The organism is Pseudobacter ginsenosidimutans (genome assembly GCF_007970185.1).
GTDB lineage: Bacteria > Bacteroidota > Bacteroidia > Chitinophagales > Chitinophagaceae > Pseudobacter > Pseudobacter ginsenosidimutans.
Map to the genome: position 1 here is coordinate 5,825,464 of NZ_CP042431.1, position 17,826 is coordinate 5,843,289.

Consider the following 17,826-nt stretch of genomic DNA (forward strand, 5'->3'; position numbering starts at 1 on the left):
ATAAGCACCATCCTGACCCGATCCGGGCATTAACGTTCCAATACAAGTCCGCTTCATCTCCGGATCAAGTCCACCTCATCTTCACTTACTCTTGCTATTTATCCTATTGATACTCAGTTTTTACCCGCTGATTACCCGCTATGACAGTACTGAACGGGTAGTCAGATAGCAGAATGCCTGCTAAAGGCCAGGGTTGTCGAACAGGCTCAGGTCTTTATTTTTCCAGTTATCAGTATATTCTTTGTTCTTTTCCCAGATAAGACCTGTAACCTGTTTCTTACCTATTGCAGAAGAGAGATTACCAGCCTTTACCATTTTATTCCCGCTGATTACTGCCTGCTTCACATCATCCAGGAAGATCACATAACGGTGATCAGTATCCTCATAATTGAAATTGCAGTTCTTCACCAGGAGATTGCTTGCATGCCGCACCCAGAGGCCGTAGGAGGGTTGTATTTTCAGGTTGGATACATTGTACTGACCAACTCCAAGTTCCGGCGGATTGGCGCTGGTATCGGCAAGAGGATTTGTGCCTTTCACGAGAATATGCACATCATTGAATTGTATGTTATCGATATAACCTGTGTGCAGTCCATTGGGTAGCTTGAAATCAAGTCCGCCTTCCACAACGTTAGAGATCGGGAGACTATAACCCGCTACTATCGCAGTGGCCCTGCGTTGTTTTCCATCTTTAGAATCATATGCTTTCCAGCGGTGACCGCTGTAGGAGCTTCCAGCATACACTTCAGCGATATCAATTCCATTCAGGATGATGTTCTCCACTTTTCCAATATTCACGTTTTTCACGAGCAGTTCATTGTGCTTTTCTCCGTTCTCTGTGAATGCATATTTTCCTACTTCTGCTCCAATGATTCTTCCACGGTTGGAAATGGAAATGAAGAAAGGTGAAAAAGTACGCAGCATTTTTGAACGCGAATGCAGTTTTCCTGTGTGGCCGCAGTTGAGATGGATATTTTTAATATGAGCACCATCGTTGGTGGAAATAGAGAAGCCCGCTTTGTTGGCGCCCAATACATAGATATTGTCTACACAGATATCCTGGATATCATCTGCCGTTTCCGATCCCACCTGGAAGAGATTGCAATTGGTATCGCCGATCACATTCCGCACTTTGTAGTTTTTGGCTGGACGGGTGAATCCAAGTGAACAATCCGATCCAGGTTTTACGATATCATCCGAGCTCACCTTCGAATAGATATTCGTAACCGTTACATTGTTGCAGGCCATGAAATCATAGATATCACGGGCATTGCGGCCATTTGCTTTTCCGAAATAGGTATCGTGAACATAGATATTATCGGTGCCTGTGGCCAGTAATACAAAATGCCCGCCCTGATCTATATGCAGCATATTATCCAGGAGGGTATCGCGTTGCCCGTTGGGGAGTATGTAATAGGGTTCGTCGCGTTTCTCATCGTACCAAAGATCTTCATTGCGCACCAGGCCACCGATCTCAATATTGGTGCAGAGTTTAAAAGTGAACATTTTGTCGGACCTGTTATCCGGCGCATTGTTCATCACTTTATCTCCTGTAACAAGATTGCCATTGCCTGTGATCCGTCCGTTGCCGGAGATGCGGATATTGTTTTCGCGGGTAGCAAAGAACATGGAATTATGGAAATAATGGTGACCTACATCCTGTTTGGTCATATAGTTTTCCGGATCATCGTAAGGACCGGGATCAGTGGGAGAGAGGCCCGATCGGTATTTCTTATCGCTGAACCAGGTTGTTTCCGGAGCGTCGCCTCCTTTCAAAGCCGCGATGGTACTCAGTTTGGCGACATACAAATGTACATTGCTTTTCAGGTGGATGGTGCGGACATTATAAGTGCCTTTTTCGAAAAGCAATGTGCCGCCTCCCATTCGATGAATGGAATCGATAGCCTGGTTGATGAGCTCAGTATAGTCCTTCGTTTCATCACCATCGATACCGAATGAAGAAGCAGGAATCATCCCGGAATAGTAGTGAATGGTATTGGTAGTACGCAAAACTTTCCCGTCGGCCACTCTTGCTTTGATCCAATACAGTTGATTGGCCTTCAGATTACGGAGAGTTATTACTGAATGCTGCATATCGTATGATGCAGCGGCTGTTTTCCATGTTTTTCCCTGATCAGTTGAAACAACGATAACGGGAGTTTTCATTCCTTTCAGTAGCGGCAGTTTGAGCCGGATGTTTGTATAATCAGTTGCCTGCGTACCGGATACAGTTTCATGGATCCTTTCCAATTCAACCAGGTCGCTAACTGCTTTGAGAACGGCTGTTTCAGCAGATGCGCCTGCACTGGTGAGGATTTCCGGCAACGTAGTACTATAATTCGATTTGAAAATATATTCTTTACCCTTTTGCACTATTACATCTTTTATGCGAAGTACAATATCCGCGCCATTGGAAGGACGGAGATCGAGACCGGAAAGGATCAGCCAGTTGCCGCCTTTTGCTGATTGCAGTTTTGCATTTCCAACTTGTGTATAGGAATATTTACTTCCGGTTCTTCCGATTGATTGTTTGTGAAGGTCTTTTAATAATACGGCTCCGCGACCAATCACATTGATGGTAGCATTATCCATACTTATAGGGATACCTGCCGGGATGAAGATCCTGACTGTTGTGTTGGGGGAACGCTGTCCGGCAGAGAAGGAAAGTTCCAGATCAGATTTAATGCCTGCAGTAACGGTTGACTTATGCAAAGTCAGATTCCCATTCAACGCCAGGGGACGAAGATGGAGGTAATATCGCTTCAGTACTGTTCCATTCGAAGCGTCAGATAAAACCAATTGATCGCCTTCGTTTATAAGTCCGGCTGATCTGAGAGAGCCATCTGTGCTTTCAATACTTGCCATTGAATGGTGCGGCAATTCAAATTGTTGCAATAAACTTCTTATATCAGGTAAAGTGCTTACCAGGCCACTATCGGCAGGAGTATCAACAGTAAATGTATAAGTGCTGCCTTTCGTGATCAGGATTGTATCACCGGCGAAACCCGCAACATGATTTGCTCCGGCGCGAGAATTCAATAAAGAAGAATTGGAATCCTGACCACTTGCCCTAATTGTAAACAATACACAAATGCAAAAAAAACGGAGATGTAATAAAGGTACTGCCATCAATCTATATTAATAATTTTCAGAATGATGAATGTAGAAACATTGTCTTTACTAAAAATATGACACATTGGCAAACCATTATCTAAAATTAACTGACAGAATAAAATTGATAAGAAAAACATTTACACAGTTGTTTACGATTCTGCGCATTTAATAACTGAAACTGTACACTTATAAATCCATGCATTTGTAAATAACACCCAGTTCCTATTTTTCAACATTGGTAGCATATTCTCTTATACCATAATGGTAAGATTACGGGTATTAGTAGAGGCGCAGGTATTCAGGTACCAGCCAGTGAGATAAGATATACTTATGATGCGGCGGGTACCCGGATCAGTAAATCAGTAGAAAAGAATGGAAGAAAAACCATCACCTGGTATGTGAGAGATGCGCAGGGGAATGTAATGGCGACGTATAACAGTGATACCACCACCGCCACTCCGTTGCAGGGATTTGTGTTAAACGAAAGTGAGCGTTATATTTACGGTAGCAGCAGGCTGGGAGTGGTGAATGCAATACAGCCGGTTGACAATGGAAATGCGGGCCCCGCAGCAGTGGTTGATACAGGTGGGTTATTTGTGAGAGGTGAAAGGATGTATGAGTTGAGTAACCACTTAGGCAATGTGCTGGTGACTATCTCCGATAGAAAGAAAGGCATAGCAGATCCATTGAATGCTGCCTTGATTAAGTTCTTTGAACCAATTGTGTTAAGCGGGACAGATTATTATCCTTTTGGTATGGCAATGAGGGTAGGAGGAGATAATAAGTATAAGTATGGGTTTAATGGGAAAGAGAATGATAATGAGGTGAAGGGAACTGGAAATCAAATTGATTTTGGTTCAAGGGTACATGATGTTCGTATTGGCAGATTCCTTTCTATGGATCCCTTACAAGCAAAATACCCGTCATTTACGCCTTACCATTTTGCAGGTAATAATCCAACAGCATCGATTGACTATGACGGCAAAGACACAATACGTTTCATCACAACTAGAGTCTATTATCCATCAATAACTGGTCCTAGTGGAGTCAAAATTGGCGGCGGAGGTTCTACATCTCGTTCAATAGTCGTAATACAAGCCCAAGGCAAAGATGTCTTTTACGATGAAGTGGTGATAAAAACCCTGTCTGCTCATGGTTTCTCCACAAATACGGGTAAAAAGGAGTTTTTCCCCAATGCACAACTTGGAGAGCCTGGAGGACCACTTCAAGGAACTGGCATTACTAAATCTGATGGTGCACTCCCGTTTACAAAAAGAAATGACGAGGATCAAATAGCACTTTGGAAATTAACAACTCCACAGTTGACTAGTTATCTGATGAAAAAGGACCCTGTTCTTTATGGAGCTTTAGCTCTAGGGGCAGCGGGTATGCAAGTTGCTGAAAGAGGTCGACAAATTGCAAATATTGCATTGTTATTCGAAGGATTTGCGATTGCACCGAGGACAGTAATTACTGCACAAAATATTAAGTTTATCGAACAACACCTTGCGCAATTCGGCAAAAAAGCAGAAAACGACATTATGCTTGATAGACTTCGAAAAATCGCAAACGGAGAAATAAAAGCTACACAGGTAGACGTTAACTTTGCTAAGCATGAATTACGTGAACGGGAATTAGTAGGTAAGGGTATGAAATATGAGGACGCACATGTACAGGTGTTAAAAGAGATGAATATGTTTCATCGTGATTACGACATGAAGCTCTATACTGAGGAAGCTATAAAAGCAGGAAACGCACAAATAGAGAAAGAAGTTATGAATAAATAATTTATTTTGTATGGAAATCAAAAAACATGAAAAGCTATTGTTTTTACTGTTATTAAATAAAATGAAAGCGTGGAACAATTCCATTGAATTAATCAGGGTACTAGAATTCAAATTTGGAATATTCTATTTTAATGATTTGGTGAATAGTATTCTTCATGAAGAATTCATTACTCGTGAATATGAGGGACAAGTGGGAAGCTATTTTCTAACTCAAAAAGGAATTGATGTCTTAAATAAGGATTATTTAGGAATCCAAAGATTGCTTCTAACTCAATATCCTGATCAAAACGACTTCTTAAACTCAATTTTCGCTAGAGAGAACTTGAATAAATAAAGTATAGTTGGTAGTATAAAACTAATCACCAGCTAAATAATCCTCAAAAGGATTGGCTTAACGGTCAATCCTTTTCTTAATAGAAGATAACAGATATTCAAAGTTCTTTGATAAGCCATTTTGAGCCGATAATGTTGAGTGGAACTGATTATTATCCATTTGGTATGGCGATGAGAGTGGGAGGGGATAATAAGTATAAGTTTGGGTTTAATGGACAGGAAATGTCTAATGAGATTAAAGGAGAAGGTAATAGTTATACTGCTGAGTTTTGGGAATATGATCCAAGGATAGGAAGGAGGTGGAATTTGGATCCCAGACCTGTTATGGGATACAGCCCTTATTCTGCTTATACAAATAATCCAATTGTTTTTAGTGACCCTTATGGTGATAATTCAGTTGTAGGTGCAACAGGAACTCATAAAGTAGAAATTGATGAAAAGACTAATAAGCTAGGATTTTATGAAGCTGGAAAAGATTATTTCTTAAGTGGAACAAAGACTAAGGTTCCAATAAAAGCTGGGCAGTTACGATCCTTTACAAATGAATTGGGTACATTTAGTGCGAGATGGACACAAATCACTGATAATTTCATAGGATTTGAAGGATATAAGAATGATGACGGGCTGACTTATGAACAGGCATTTAATAAGTTTTGGTCTAGCTGGGATACGAAGTTAGCACTATGGTTGAAGAATTTTGGAGAAGCGGGGCTTCGTAGTTATGAGGCAGATCCAGTAGCTCATAATCTTAAAGTTTCGACAAGCCTATTAATGATGGGATCATCTTCTATAGTTATGGAAGCTATGCCATTGAGCTTCTCCACGAAGGCAACAACAAAGCTAGATGACATGTCAGCCTTAGGAACACTGACATTTGCTCCTAAAAGAGCGGATTTGGCTTTTGGTCTATTAGATGATTTGCATTCATTTTCAGCAACAACTGGCTTCGCTAATTATCGGCAATTCTCAACAGGAGCATTTAATAAAGCAGAAATACAAGCAGCAATAATGAACCCTAATAACAACCTTCATTTTAACTTAGAAGGGTTCAAAAACTGGAAGTATCTAAAATATGCACAAAATCCTGTAGGCCCATCACCTGTATTAGGGAATGTGACAAATTGGGAAATGTATTTAATTAAGAATACACCGGGGGTTATCGATAGAACAACCTTCTATAAAAAAATAAATGGAGCATACCAGATTGCACCAAAACCTAGATAATTATGAACTATAAATCAGAACGAAAATTTAAGTTATGGGCATATGCAGCAAGTCATTCAATATTAGTTTTAAGAAGTTTGAATAATGAGGAAAACTATGAAGATGGCTTCAATATTGACGTGGAGTTTTGGGGAGTAATGTATTTGGATATCCCTTCTATAATGAATGGACTGACAATCAGTGAGATTAATAGTGAAATTCCTGAAAAATTATTGGATATCGTAGCTCCTCCAGATGCATATGTGTTTAAAATAGAGTCTGACAAAGTCTATTACATAGTTGCTGCAAATTGGCGTGCAGGATCAAATAATTGGATTGAAGAAAACAGAATAAATTCACCTGAATTGAATTATGATAAAATACTAGGATCATTTCGATAACATCCAATGGTCAGTGTACAATTTATCAACTGCTAAATAACACTCAAAAGGATTAGCTTAATGGTCAATTCTTTTAGTAAGTTCAGCATATTCTGAATAGTTCTGTATATGGATCCAGATTCACTGTTAATCTACCGACTTAGGTATGCGGAATACACGTAGACCTGCATAGGATGAAAAATATTTTATAAAGTAATTTTGGGGATGAATTTGAATTGCGTGGAAGCACCAACACTCGAATATGGTCAGATAGCCCTGTTATTGTGCGATAGCAGAACTGGGCATGTCTTACAAAAGAATGGAATAGATTTATTTCTTCAAGGTCAAGAGGAACCATTTTTTATAGAGGATTCAATTGAAAAAGCAAAGAGTAATATTATTAGACTTTTCCAAATCAATCCTAATCTTGAAATTCTAATGTATGATCATAATGGCGCTTTAATTGAAATACTTAGACAAGGTATGGTATGACTTATCACCTGAATAATACTCAAAAGGATTGGCTTAACTGTCAATCCTTTTTCTGTGTTCAGCATATTCTGAAACTAACAAAAGAAGCAGGCGCAATGCCTGCTTTGTTCTATTAGGCAGCCAATTGCAGACAAGTGTGATTTTTCGTCAGAGATCTCAGAATATACTTACAAGTGCTGTAAGGTATACCATACGCCTTTGCAGCCTCTCGTATGCTGTCATACTCCTGATTAGTACAATTGTCAATAACTTTTCTGTGGTTCTGATTAGGGGGCTTAGATAAGCCTGTATCGTGCGCATGTTTCATGTTGTTTGCCGGTGATGACCATTCTAAATTCTCGATTCTGTTATCTGTTTTTATTCCATTGAGGTGATTCACCTGTGAGAGATTGGCTGGATTTGGAATAAATGCCTCTGCAATGAGACGATGCAGAAAAGCAGACTTCTTTTTACCGTTCTTATATAGACGAGTGTCAAGATATCCGAAGTTGTTTAGTCTAATAGTAATGGACCTGCCTTTTATTCGACAGAGCTTCCCGTTTTTAGTCTTGATAATTCTGTCAATGCTCTTTAGGTTTCCCTGATCGCTGACGAAGTAGCCGTCAAATCCGACGACTGGTCTCCAAGTTTCTTTGATTTCTTCCATAAAATTGTTTTTTTCATACTCCTGAATGTTTTTGTGTACATCATGGAATGTTTGTGTTTAAATGTTTGTTTATTTCAGGTCCACAGACTGATGGTTTAATACTTATAGTGTTTCTAACTGTACAAAAAGAGGGAATATTATAAATGAGAGATTATAAGAGAGTATTATTTCAATCTTTTCTAATCAAGCCCTCACAAGTCGGTTTTTCAATGCTCTAATCACCGCTTTTTGGCTACTAAATCTCATACAACTTATTATTTCATCAAAAGTCCTTTCACGAAACAGATAAACTGTAGCTCCTTTAGATTTTCGCTTTTTTACATCATAGCGCCTGTTAGCTGGCAAATGCCTGAATAGTGAAAAATCTGGGCTATTTAAAGTTTGAATTACTTCGTAATGCTTCTTTCTCCTGATATAGTTTAGCCTTATTAGTCGGTTCTTAATTCGATCTGCCTGAGATTTACTTACATTCCATAATTGGCCCAGTTTTTCAAGTGAGATTCCAATATAGGCTGTGATATATTTCTTTGCTTTCAGTACTTGTAATGCACTCTCATTTTTTAATGCGGAACGTCCAGCCTTCTTTATTATCACAGCCCTTCTTGCATGCTCTCTCCTTTTTATCTCGAAGCAGAGGATAGTGGAGCTAATGAAATCAACGATATGCCTTGCATCTTCAACTACATCAAACTCTACAATAGAAGGTTCATACAAGCCATATTTCATTCTAAGCCACTTAAAGCTCCTTATATAAACTGTATTGCTCTTTTTGTCCAGCCCCACCCAGTTTTCATTAATGAGCATGCTCATATACTTATTAAAGGAACGAGTAGTCTTTATGTCTAAAGTATTCATTAAAAATGCCTTCCAATCATGATTAAATTCTGCATGTCCATCACAGGACGCTTTTAAGAGCAAATACAGGCCAAGAGCCTTTTGCAGCTTATTAGCATGCGCATACTTAATTAATTGAACAGGCACACAAAGGGTGGCGCGCTGTAACACAATAAATAGTTGAGGTGAGATAAATATTAATTCCAAAACTAGGAGACTTTAACTCCTCCCAAGCATCAGCATATTGCTTTGATATGGGGTCTATAAAGAGAAGAAATACAGCAGAAATGAACTACAAAATATTTATTTTCTTACGTCTGCAAAGTTAAATCAAATGATCTTTTTTCAAAATGTGTAATCAAAAATGCTTATTGTGGTTCGGCTCTATATACTGTAACTGAAATAATCAATTTTGGTTCCTTTGAATGCCTTTTCATTCCATTAGTAGAGTGACCTTAAATCATCGAAATTACTGTTCAGCAGTAAAGTTAATCCTGCCTATAAGTTTTAGACAGGTCGATATTACATACATAATTCCTGTCTTTACAAACAATACTATTTTCATATATTTGGTGTCATATTTGACACTCTATATGTGATACTTCTCTATAAAACAATTCTTATGAGCAAAAAAATCATACTACTGTTATTTGTCTCAAGCATTGTCATAATTGCTTGCAACGATTCATTAAAGGAAAGAGAATTAGCCTTAAAGGAGAGGGAGCTTTCAATCCGTGAAAAAGAATTAGCCAGTGAAAAGAAACCTATATCTGCGTCTACAGATAATAAGGCCACACCAACTGTAAGTAATCCACAAACTCGGGAAGTAAAAAAGAATAAGAAATACATTTTTGTTGTTTTGAAAGCCAAGCAGCCTGCTTTGCATACAGTTACCAATAAACAAGAGTATTCTACTGATGCTGGAGGTATTAGTGTGCCGATTGGAGACAGGTATAGTTATGTCACGTTGATGGAGACCAATTATTATACATCAGAAGTAATCGAAGTTGGGGATTACAGTATTGCTAAGCAATACAAGCTCATGGATCAATTTGAATTTCAGATCAAGGAGAAAATTGAGGAAGACGACAGGCAATATTATTTTGAAGTCAATACCAAAGTATATTCAAATAGAGATGGATATCATGCCTATGCCTCAGAAATTGTGAACCGAAAATGTTTTGTCTATGATTCCTATGAAAAGGCATCGATAGAATGCAAGAAATCGATCCGGTTTTAGCAGTCAATTAATATCTTCCCTCAATCAACACAGTGTAAGGTTTGATGTCGTAATATTTGCATAGATCAAATAAAGCCCAAATTCCTACATTTCCGCATTTGCCAGTTTCCAGTTTGTAAAGTGTGGTCATAGAGATATTCGCATGATAGGCTACAGTAGCTCTTGTCAATCCCTTTGATTTACGCAATCCAGAAAGATTTTGTCCAATAACAGCCATACAAGTTTCAGTGTGGCTTTTTCATTATTTTGAGATTTCATTGAATCGAAATATTTAAGAATGACAACGGCATACTAATGCAGATTATATGGGTGATCTATGTTCAAAAACAAAATCACTTTTCGACATTTCACCGGGCTTGTATCCGTAGAAAGCGCATATTTTCATGAATAACACAAACCTCCATTGTCCTTCAAACTTCCCTGCTTCCATTTTAACAAGGGTGGGCAAGGGGATGCCTGCTGATTTAGCCACCTGCTTCTGAGTAAAGCCACTTTTTTCACGACATAGACGGAGGTTTTTCGAGAATATTCTTTCAAATTCTTCAATAGAATGAGATGCTTTCATAATAGTGGATTTGAAATATGATTCAAATGTTAAGTAGAAATTATTCAAATGACTGCATGAGCAGTTTAAACTTTTCAACGATAACGTTTCGGTCAATATCGATTTGGGGAATTGCCTTTTTCAGCAGCCAAAGGAACAGTCCTTCCTGCTGCGGATCGTAGGTGTGAATAGCTGCTATTGCTGCTTTAAGCGCGTAATGCAATACCTTTTCTGACCTTTTATCATCTTCCACGATAAACAGGATCAGAAAGTACAAAGCGCCGGAATACTCGTCTACAAATTGCTGTAAAGCGACTCTTTCCTTCGCTCGCAGTCGATCCAGAAAATCCATATTGAAAGGTCGGTTCATTTGCAATGCACAGCTGTATGTTTATGTAATCACTGAACCAAAAGTAGGGCAGCTACTAAAAACCTTATGCGTACATCTGGTTCAGGGTGTACGACCAAATTGTTCATGAAATAAGTAAAGAAGTAATATGGATGGAATAATATCAATCATCAAAAAACTACGAAAGTTCAAAGGCATTACGCAAGAAGCAATGGCAGAACAACTACATCTGTCTGTTAGAGCCTATCAGAAGTTAGAAAGCGGACAGACACGTATAGATATTGATCGATTACAGCAAATGGCTGCAATACTGGAAGTTTCTATTTCTGATCTGGTGACTGCAAAATTCAATACGGAAAATCAACTTCTTCGTTCAAAGTCTTTGTGGAGATCGGAAACAGGTGTACAAAAGATTCTGGAAGAATGGACAGACAGGCTATTGCATGTCCTTATTAAAGGAAAAGGTGCAGAAATGGAATATTTGAATAGAGCCAAAGAGGAAGGATTGTAAAAATGCAATAGATAGCTGACCTACTCACATACCTATGAATTTGCAGATAAAAATAGCCTCTTCGCTGTACTCTATTTAATCATTAATACTATAGCATTTTTGATTTCAAAGAATTGAAATATGTGAAAGCAATACTACCCAGTGTCAACGGCTCCCCCTCCTTCACCTGATGCCGCCGGATAGCCCCCGTACTTGCTGTATGGGGATTTTTAGTTTGCGGCAATTCCTACAAATAATCAAAATTACTTATTATGGTTACTATTACTGGCTATGTTCTTCGTCAGAACAAGGAGGGGAAATCCTTTGTTGCATTGGAAATCTCAGGAGATATTGAAATGATCCAATCTTCCAGTTCCGGAAGATTTTACATGACTGCTAAACGATGCAGTATACCTTCCACCTTCACAGAAGAAACAGCAAAGCATCTTATCGGTAAAACGATGCCGGGACACATTGACAGGGTGCAAACTGAACCTTATGAATACACTGTGAAGGAAACAGGAGAAGTCATTACGTTGGTGCATACCTATGCGTATGTGCCGGAAGAAAGACCGCACCATAGTATAGCAATGGCTTCCGAAGCATTGTTGGGTGCGTAGGTACTAGGGAGTAGGGAAACCTGCTCCCTTATTTTCTAATTAATAAATCACTGATCAATGCAATTACATACAGCAGCCCGAAAAAGAGTGAAGCTGCGATTAAATATAGCTTCGCCTTCCGGATTTGGAAAGACTTATGGAGCCTTACTCTTGGCTTACGGAATCACTGGAAATTGGCAAAAGATTGCCGTCATCGATACAGAGAACGATTCAGCTTCTTTGTATGCACACTTAGGGAATTTTGAAACTGTTTCACTGAAACCACCTTTCTCACCTGATCGGTATATACAGGCCATACGCATGTGTGAAGAAGCAGGCATGGAAGTAATCATCATTGATTCCGTAACGCATGTCTGGAAAGGACAGGGTGGATTATTGGAATACCAGAACTCACTTGGTGGCAGGTATCAGGATTGGGCAAAAGCTACACCCTTATACCAGCAATGGCTAAATGCCATCCTGCAATCTCCCTGTCATGTGATTACTACCTGCAGAAAGAAACAAGCCTACAATATTATTACTGAAGGCAACAAAACCAAAGTGGAGAAAGCTGGTCTGGATGATGAGATCAGGGATGGTTATGAGTATGAAATGACCCTTGCTTTGGAGATCACCAATGACCAGCATATGGCAAGAGCCTCAAAAGATAGAACCGGCTTGTTTTCCGGAAAGCCTGAGTTTATCATTACTTCAGAAACCGGCAAGAAAATCCTTAACTGGTGCAATGAGGGTATTCATTCTACAGATCCCGGAAAGTCCGGTTTCTCAGATCGTATCAATGCCTGTAAAGATATTGGAGAATTAGGGCGCCTGTATATTCTGCATCCGGAATACCAACAGGAGTACCACGATCATTTCAGCAGGCGCAAGAAAGAATTGCAGCCCTTAGCTGCAATCGCACATTTATCTACTCAAAACACATACGCAAATGGAAGTAGCAATATTTAATGAACAGGAATTAGTCATGCTGGATGATCAGCAGCCTGTTCCTATCATATCATCTGATAAACCCTTCATACAGGCCAACACCATAGCATCTTCTGTAGAAGAGATCAGGCATAAGCATGTGATCCCTGTTTTTATTAAAGACAATGAGCCAGTAATCTCACAGTCAGATTTCATCGAAAGCACTATGGGGCTTGTATCTGATATATTTCAAAGAGAGACTATTTTAAAGCCCTCAGTAAGATTGTCTCACCCCATTAAGGGCAGAATCCCGGAAGCAAAGGATAAACCTGCCAGTGCCTTACAGGAGCATGAAAAGACCCTGTATTATGAAAGGATGGCCTTTGTCATAGAAATCCCTTCCATTCAGGACACCATTGCAGGCAATACCTTATCGCTGACTATTGGAGGTGTAAAGGCTTACAATCTGGATAACCTGTACAGCAGAAAAGGAGCTGATGAACATTTTAAAGTGTTTATTGGATTCCAGAACAAGGTTTGTACTAATTTATGTGTCTGGACTGATGGCTACCTGAGTGATCTGAAAATAAAGAATATTGCTCAGTTGAAATCCAGCATCCAGACTATGATTGAGGACTACAATGCCAGCCTGCATATCAAGGAATTGAAATCCTTCACAGGGTATGATTTATCAGAACAGCAATTTGCACAACTGATTGGCAGGTGCAGGATGTACAATTTCCTGCCTGCTAATATGAGGAATGAGATTGACCCTTTATTACTCAGTGACACCCAACTGGGGGCTGTAGTGAAAGATTACTACAGGGATGATTCTTTTTGCAGGGGAGAAGATGGCAATATCAATCTATGGAGATTGTATAACCTGTTCACTGGATCAAACAAGACTTCTTACATAGACACTTTTGTAGACAGGAGTGTAAATGCCTTCCAGTTTGTGGATCAATTGAAACATGGGCTGGATAACAGGAACAGTAATTGGTTTTTAAACTAATCAGAGAGCTGGCACATCACCAGCTCTTATTCTTTACTATGAAAGATCATTATACCATTAAATATTGTGATGCCAGCAGTATTCTGCTGATCAATCCACAGGGAATGCTGAAAAGGCTGTATTGTCCATTCAGGGTACAATGCAAGCAAAGTACAGGGCCATTTAAACAAGGCATGTGGGTATGGGTGGAAGAGGTTTCTGTAAATGCACAAGATCAGCTACTGTTCAGCATTCTGGACACCTTGTACCTGTATGCTCATTTTGATATTAAAACTGTATTCTGATGAAAGGAGCAACACTTAACACACAGAATACAGAATGCCTGACATGGAGCTATGAGCAGTTAACTGTGGCTGTACTGGGAGGATTAAAGAAAGAAGGACTGGACAGAATGAGGGTCACCCTGAAACTGGAATGGAAGGATAATACCATCAGGCACAGTTTGGACTTGTACAATGATACCCAGTTAGAAAAGCTGATCAGAAAATGTGCTGAAAGGTTTAGTCTGGGAACTGCTTTCATGACAGACCTGTTTGCTGCACTGGTGAATATATTAGAAGCCTACAGACTGGAATTATTAGCTAAACAGCAGGATGAAAGACCCAAACCCATTTCTTTATCTACTGAAGAGAGAAAGGCTGTGCAGCACTTCTTACAGCAGACTGATCTTCTTCAGCAAACCAATGAACTCATTGGACAATCAGGAGTAATAGGAGAAGAAGCCAACAGGCTATTGATGTATTTAATCTTCACCAGCAGAAAGAGAGAACACCCATTACATGTAATCAGTTTGGGAAGTAGTGGTACAGGAAAAAGTCACTTACAGGAGAAGGTGGGAGAACTGATGCCATCTGAAGATGTAATAGAGATCACCAGCCTCAGTGAAAATGCCTTCTATTATTTTGGCAAGCAGGAACTGAAGCACAAGCTGCTATTAATTGAAGATTTGGATGGAGCACAGGATGTACTCTATCCACTCAGGGAACTACAGAGTAAGAAGGTGATCAATAAAACAGTGGTCTACAAGAATGCAGCAGGAGAACCACAAACCACGACCCTGAGAGTAGAAGGGCCTGTTTGTATTGGAGGCTGCACCACTCAGGAATCAGTCTATGAAGACAATGCCAACAGGAGTTTTCTCCTGTATCTGGATGAAAGCAGGGAACAGGATGCAAGGATCATGGACTACCAGCGGAAAAGGAGTGCAGGAAAGATCAACACTCAAGAGGAAAAGAGAGTGAAGCAGTTCCTGCAAAATGTTCAGAGAGTATTGCAGCCTGTTTCAGTGAGAAATCCCTATGCTGAATATCTCCAACTCCCTGAGCATGTATTTAAGCCCAGAAGAACCAATGCACATTATCTGGCATTCATTGAAGCAGTGACTTTTTACCACCAGTTTCAAAGAAACCAGCAAACAGATAATGCAACAGGTGAAGTGTTCATTGAAACCATTGTTGAGGATATTAAGCAGGCTAATTTGCTCATGAAAGAAATCCTGCTGAGGAAATCAGATGATCTTTCAGGAGCCTGTAGAAACTATCTGGAAAGGCTTAGGATGTGGCTTGCCATGCAGTCCCTTTTTGTTTTTACTAACAGGGAGGTGAGCAACAGCTTACACATTCCTATTCCTACAGTGAAAAGGCATAATTTAGCGCTATTGAATGCAGGCTATTTGCAAAAACAGCTCACTGAGGAGAACAGAATGCACACCTATAGCCTGATTGAAGGGATCACCTACCAGCAATTAAGCCACTCCATCAGTACAGTGTTAGATTCCATTGTAGAAAATTTACCTTCTTATCAGCTCACTGGCTCACCACCAGCTCAGTTACCTACTGAGCCACTGAAACCCAGTACCAGCAAGAAAAAGAAGGTATCAGCTCAGTAGCTCACTGAAAAAGGTATACCCCCCCTCATTTATTATTATCAATTCAGACACTATGAAATCACTCTCATTACAGTCTGCTCATTTCCTGTATCTGGAAAAGAGTTATCAGGAATGGTTGAAGACTATTGGCTATGCTGACCCTACAGTCAATAACTGGCCTGCTCATGTACATGAACTATTGCATTATCTGGAAGGAAAGGGAGTACAACACATCACTACAGTCAGTCATTTGCAGATACAGGACTTTATCTTTCATATCAAATACAGGAAGAATCATTCCAGAGCAGGTACATTAAGTAGCAGTAGCATCAACACCATCATCAATGCAATCAACAGCTTTGCCAGATACCTGAATAGTACTGGCAGGTATGTACTGGACCTAACTTTAGAAAGAGCAGAGAATGATCAGGAAATACCTGTAGTACTATCTGTACAGGAGATCAAAGAACTCTATGAAGCCACATTTTATCCTTCCAGAGAAAACCCTATAGCTATGGGGCAAAGAGACAGGGCTATGATTGCTATCTTCTATGGCTGTGGCCTCAGAAAGATGGAAGGAACCATGCTCAACCTGTCAGATATTGACCTTCAGAAAAGCAGGGTCTTTGTAAGAAAAGGAAAAGGCAATAAACAAAGGTATGTTCCTCTGGCAGCCAAGCCAGCAGAAGACCTCAGAGCCTACATTCAGGAAGGTAGGGATTGGTTCCAGTATGAACACTATGCCAAGAGATACACTGATAAATATGCCAGTAAGAAAGGAGCCTCCAACAGTGAGGCTCTTTTCATTGGTAAACATGGAGACAGAATGAGCAAGTTTTATCAGAGGTTAGCCATCCTGAAGGAAAGAGCAGGCATAGAGAAACAGTTTGGTCCTCATACTCTGAGACACAGCATAGCCACCCATTTAGCCATGAGTGGAATGGAGATCGAGGAAATATCCAAGTTCTTAGGGCATAGCTCACTGGATTCAACACAACTATATGTACACCTTGCTCATGAATTAAAACAGGAAGAAGATGGAAGATTTTAAGAAGTATCTACAGGCTCAGAAGCTAAAAAGCAGTACTGTAGAGGAACACAGCAAGAATGTAGGTTACTTCACCCAATGGCTGAAACAGGAAGGCTATGATACAGGAACCACCATTCAGTATGCTGATCTGTTAGGCTACATCCAGTTTGAGAAGGAGAAAGGCATTACACCTGCTACAATTAATCTCAGGCTATCCAGTATCAAGTATTATTTTGAATATCTGAAAAGCATAGGTGAAGTAGTAAAGAATCCTGCAAAGACCATCAGGGTGAAAGGAACTATCAACACTATCATTGAAAACCCTCTGAGTACCCCAGAGCTGGAAATCCTGTATCAGCAGTATGCTCAGTTGGCTGTTCCTGATCATCTGCTTATGATCCACAAAAGAAGTATAGTGATACTAGGCTTAATGATCTGGCAGGGTGTACACTCAGGAGAACTACAGAAAATGGAGATCAGCCATATTGATCTGAATAATGCATCAGTGTATATTCCCTCCACCAGCCAGAGCAATAGCAGGCAGATCAGTATTCACAGCAAACAGTTACTGAGCCTGCATGAATATGTATCAACCATCAGGCTTTTATTGAAGCCAAAGGGTAATGAATTGATTGCAGGAAGTGTGAGAAATCATGTACAGAGAGTGTTACAGGAGATACAAGGCATCAATCCCATGATCAGGAATGCCCAACAAATCAGAGGCTCAGTGATCATCAACTGGCTGAAACAGCACTCCAAAAGGCAGGTGCAATATATGGCAGGACACAAGTATATCAGCAGTACAGAGAAGTACGAGCAGCAGGAGATAGATTCACTGAAAGATGTACTGTCAAAGCATCATCCATTTGGCTAAACATTCACTTAGCACATACCCCTAGTGGTTATTTTTTTGTATTCTTTCCACCTGTGCCTATATTTATTGCTCAGGATCAGAAAGTGTGCAGTTAAGTAACCACCT

General features: G+C 39.8%; 20 protein-coding genes. 14 read left to right on the forward strand and 6 right to left on the reverse strand.

All coding sequences use genetic code 11. The features are described from left to right. Positions 1–180: 180 nt before the first annotated feature. Positions 181–3,039 (reverse strand): endopygalactorunase, encoded by a 2,859-nt coding sequence (locus tag FSB84_RS22945; protein WP_130540195.1) that lies wholly within the window; start codon positions 3,037–3,039, stop codon positions 181–183. A gap of 473 nt (positions 3,040–3,512) precedes the next feature. Between FSB84_RS22945 and FSB84_RS22950 the strand changes: the two genes are divergently transcribed. From FSB84_RS22950 to FSB84_RS22970, 5 genes are all read left to right on the forward strand, one after another. Then, on the forward strand, positions 3,513–4,901 hold the full coding sequence (locus tag FSB84_RS22950) for an RHS repeat domain-containing protein (protein WP_130540196.1): 1,389 nt from the start codon (positions 3,513–3,515) through the stop codon (positions 4,899–4,901). A 10-nt stretch (positions 4,902–4,911) separates the two neighbouring features. Beyond that, positions 4,912–5,235 carry a hypothetical protein gene (locus tag FSB84_RS22955; protein WP_130540197.1) on the forward strand — a complete coding sequence of 108 codons (324 nt, stop codon included), beginning with the start codon at positions 4,912–4,914 and terminating at the stop codon, positions 5,233–5,235. Between the two features lie 131 nt (positions 5,236–5,366). Then, positions 5,367–6,458: an RHS repeat-associated core domain-containing protein gene (locus FSB84_RS22960; protein ID WP_158644072.1), complete on the forward strand. Its 1,092-nt coding sequence runs from the start codon at positions 5,367–5,369 to the stop codon at positions 6,456–6,458. A gap of 2 nt (positions 6,459–6,460) precedes the next feature. Beyond that, positions 6,461–6,838 carry a hypothetical protein gene (locus FSB84_RS22965; RefSeq protein WP_130540199.1) on the forward strand — a complete coding sequence of 126 codons (378 nt, stop codon included), beginning with the start codon at positions 6,461–6,463 and terminating at the stop codon, positions 6,836–6,838. A 219-nt stretch (positions 6,839–7,057) separates the two neighbouring features. Further along, the gene (locus FSB84_RS22970) at positions 7,058–7,309 is read left to right on the forward strand and encodes a hypothetical protein (protein ID WP_130540200.1); all 252 of its coding nucleotides are present in this window, start codon (positions 7,058–7,060) and stop codon (positions 7,307–7,309) included. Positions 7,310–7,421: 112 nt separating this feature from the next. On the opposite strand, the gene FSB84_RS22975 is transcribed toward FSB84_RS22970, so the two are convergent. Together FSB84_RS22975 and FSB84_RS22980 are read right to left on the reverse strand one after the other, a co-directional pair. Then, positions 7,422–7,955, reverse strand: coding sequence for an NUMOD4 domain-containing protein (locus FSB84_RS22975; RefSeq protein WP_130540201.1), 534 nt, complete (start codon positions 7,953–7,955; stop codon positions 7,422–7,424). A gap of 183 nt (positions 7,956–8,138) precedes the next feature. Beyond that, positions 8,139–8,996, reverse strand: a complete 858-nt coding sequence (locus FSB84_RS22980) for a hypothetical protein (protein ID WP_130540202.1) — start codon at positions 8,994–8,996, stop codon at positions 8,139–8,141. Positions 8,997–9,411: 415 nt separating this feature from the next. On the opposite strand from FSB84_RS22980, the gene FSB84_RS22985 reads away from it, so the two are divergent. Then, entirely contained in the window at positions 9,412–10,029 is a 618-nt protein-coding gene (locus FSB84_RS22985; RefSeq protein ID WP_130540203.1) for a hypothetical protein, read from the forward strand. Positions 10,030–10,036: 7 nt separating this feature from the next. On the opposite strand, the gene FSB84_RS31745 is transcribed toward FSB84_RS22985, so the two are convergent. The 3 genes from FSB84_RS31745 to FSB84_RS23000 form a co-directional block, all read right to left on the reverse strand. Then, the gene (locus tag FSB84_RS31745) at positions 10,037–10,246 is read right to left on the reverse strand and encodes a helix-turn-helix domain-containing protein (protein ID WP_130540204.1); all 210 of its coding nucleotides are present in this window, start codon (positions 10,244–10,246) and stop codon (positions 10,037–10,039) included. A gap of 84 nt (positions 10,247–10,330) precedes the next feature. Further along, complete coding sequence (locus FSB84_RS22995) at positions 10,331–10,594, reverse strand: helix-turn-helix transcriptional regulator (RefSeq protein ID WP_130540205.1); 264 nt, start codon at positions 10,592–10,594, stop codon at positions 10,331–10,333. Positions 10,595–10,634: 40 nt separating this feature from the next. Further along, positions 10,635–10,925 carry a hypothetical protein gene (locus FSB84_RS23000; protein WP_130540206.1) on the reverse strand — a complete coding sequence of 97 codons (291 nt, stop codon included), beginning with the start codon at positions 10,923–10,925 and terminating at the stop codon, positions 10,635–10,637. A 145-nt stretch (positions 10,926–11,070) separates the two neighbouring features. Between FSB84_RS23000 and FSB84_RS23005 the strand changes: the two genes are divergently transcribed. The 8 genes from FSB84_RS23005 to FSB84_RS23040 all read left to right on the forward strand — a co-directional run bounded on the left by FSB84_RS23005 (position 11,071) and on the right by FSB84_RS23040 (position 17,721). Next, positions 11,071–11,433: a helix-turn-helix domain-containing protein gene (locus FSB84_RS23005; RefSeq protein ID WP_130540207.1), complete on the forward strand. Its 363-nt coding sequence runs from the start codon at positions 11,071–11,073 to the stop codon at positions 11,431–11,433. A gap of 251 nt (positions 11,434–11,684) precedes the next feature. Further along, a complete protein-coding gene (locus FSB84_RS23010) occupies positions 11,685–12,032 on the forward strand; it encodes a hypothetical protein (protein ID WP_130540208.1) in 348 nt (115 codons plus the stop codon). Between the two features lie 57 nt (positions 12,033–12,089). Continuing rightward, a complete protein-coding gene (locus FSB84_RS23015; RefSeq protein WP_130540209.1) occupies positions 12,090–12,980 on the forward strand; it encodes an AAA family ATPase in 891 nt (296 codons plus the stop codon). Then, positions 12,961–13,950 carry a DUF3871 family protein gene (locus tag FSB84_RS23020; protein WP_130540210.1) on the forward strand — a complete coding sequence of 330 codons (990 nt, stop codon included), beginning with the start codon at positions 12,961–12,963 and terminating at the stop codon, positions 13,948–13,950. Before FSB84_RS23015 ends, FSB84_RS23020 begins: the two co-directional genes overlap by 20 nt. 38 nt (positions 13,951–13,988) lie before the next feature. After that, entirely contained in the window at positions 13,989–14,234 is a 246-nt protein-coding gene (locus FSB84_RS23025) for a hypothetical protein (protein ID WP_130540211.1), read from the forward strand. Continuing rightward, positions 14,234–15,838, forward strand: a complete 1,605-nt coding sequence (locus FSB84_RS23030; RefSeq protein WP_192909884.1) for a hypothetical protein — start codon at positions 14,234–14,236, stop codon at positions 15,836–15,838. Before FSB84_RS23025 ends, FSB84_RS23030 begins: the two co-directional genes overlap by 1 nt. Before the next feature lie 52 nt (positions 15,839–15,890). Next, on the forward strand, positions 15,891–16,868 hold the full coding sequence (locus tag FSB84_RS23035) for a tyrosine-type recombinase/integrase (RefSeq protein WP_130540212.1): 978 nt from the start codon (positions 15,891–15,893) through the stop codon (positions 16,866–16,868). Continuing rightward, positions 16,855–17,721 (forward strand): tyrosine-type recombinase/integrase, encoded by an 867-nt coding sequence (locus FSB84_RS23040; protein WP_130540213.1) that lies wholly within the window; start codon positions 16,855–16,857, stop codon positions 17,719–17,721. The genes FSB84_RS23035 and FSB84_RS23040 overlap by 14 nt, the downstream gene beginning before the upstream one ends. The last annotated feature ends 105 nt before the right edge of the window (positions 17,722–17,826 follow it).

Bases quoted from the DNA above. Each gene is read 5' to 3' on its own strand.
- FSB84_RS22955 (WP_130540197.1), top strand. From the start codon at position 4,912: ATGGAAATCAAAAAACATGAAAAGCTATTGTTTTTACTGTTATTAAAT.
- FSB84_RS22960 (WP_158644072.1), top strand. From the start codon at position 5,367: ATGTTGAGTGGAACTGATTATTATCCATTTGGTATGGCGATGAGAGTG.
- FSB84_RS22965 (WP_130540199.1), top strand. From the start codon at position 6,461: ATGAACTATAAATCAGAACGAAAATTTAAGTTATGGGCATATGCAGCA.
- FSB84_RS22975 (WP_130540201.1), bottom strand. From the start codon at position 7,955: ATGGAAGAAATCAAAGAAACTTGGAGACCAGTCGTCGGATTTGACGGC.
- FSB84_RS22985 (WP_130540203.1), top strand. From the start codon at position 9,412: ATGAGCAAAAAAATCATACTACTGTTATTTGTCTCAAGCATTGTCATA.
- FSB84_RS31745 (WP_130540204.1), bottom strand. From the start codon at position 10,246: ATGGCTGTTATTGGACAAAATCTTTCTGGATTGCGTAAATCAAAGGGA.
- FSB84_RS22995 (WP_130540205.1), bottom strand. From the start codon at position 10,594: ATGAAAGCATCTCATTCTATTGAAGAATTTGAAAGAATATTCTCGAAA.
- FSB84_RS23000 (WP_130540206.1), bottom strand. From the start codon at position 10,925: ATGGATTTTCTGGATCGACTGCGAGCGAAGGAAAGAGTCGCTTTACAG.
- FSB84_RS23005 (WP_130540207.1), top strand. From the start codon at position 11,071: ATGGATGGAATAATATCAATCATCAAAAAACTACGAAAGTTCAAAGGC.
- FSB84_RS23010 (WP_130540208.1), top strand. From the start codon at position 11,685: ATGGTTACTATTACTGGCTATGTTCTTCGTCAGAACAAGGAGGGGAAA.
- FSB84_RS23015 (WP_130540209.1), top strand. From the start codon at position 12,090: ATGCAATTACATACAGCAGCCCGAAAAAGAGTGAAGCTGCGATTAAAT.
- FSB84_RS23020 (WP_130540210.1), top strand. From the start codon at position 12,961: ATGGAAGTAGCAATATTTAATGAACAGGAATTAGTCATGCTGGATGAT.
- FSB84_RS23025 (WP_130540211.1), top strand. From the start codon at position 13,989: ATGAAAGATCATTATACCATTAAATATTGTGATGCCAGCAGTATTCTG.
- FSB84_RS23030 (WP_192909884.1), top strand. From the start codon at position 14,234: ATGAAAGGAGCAACACTTAACACACAGAATACAGAATGCCTGACATGG.
- FSB84_RS23035 (WP_130540212.1), top strand. From the start codon at position 15,891: ATGAAATCACTCTCATTACAGTCTGCTCATTTCCTGTATCTGGAAAAG.
- FSB84_RS23040 (WP_130540213.1), top strand. From the start codon at position 16,855: ATGGAAGATTTTAAGAAGTATCTACAGGCTCAGAAGCTAAAAAGCAGT.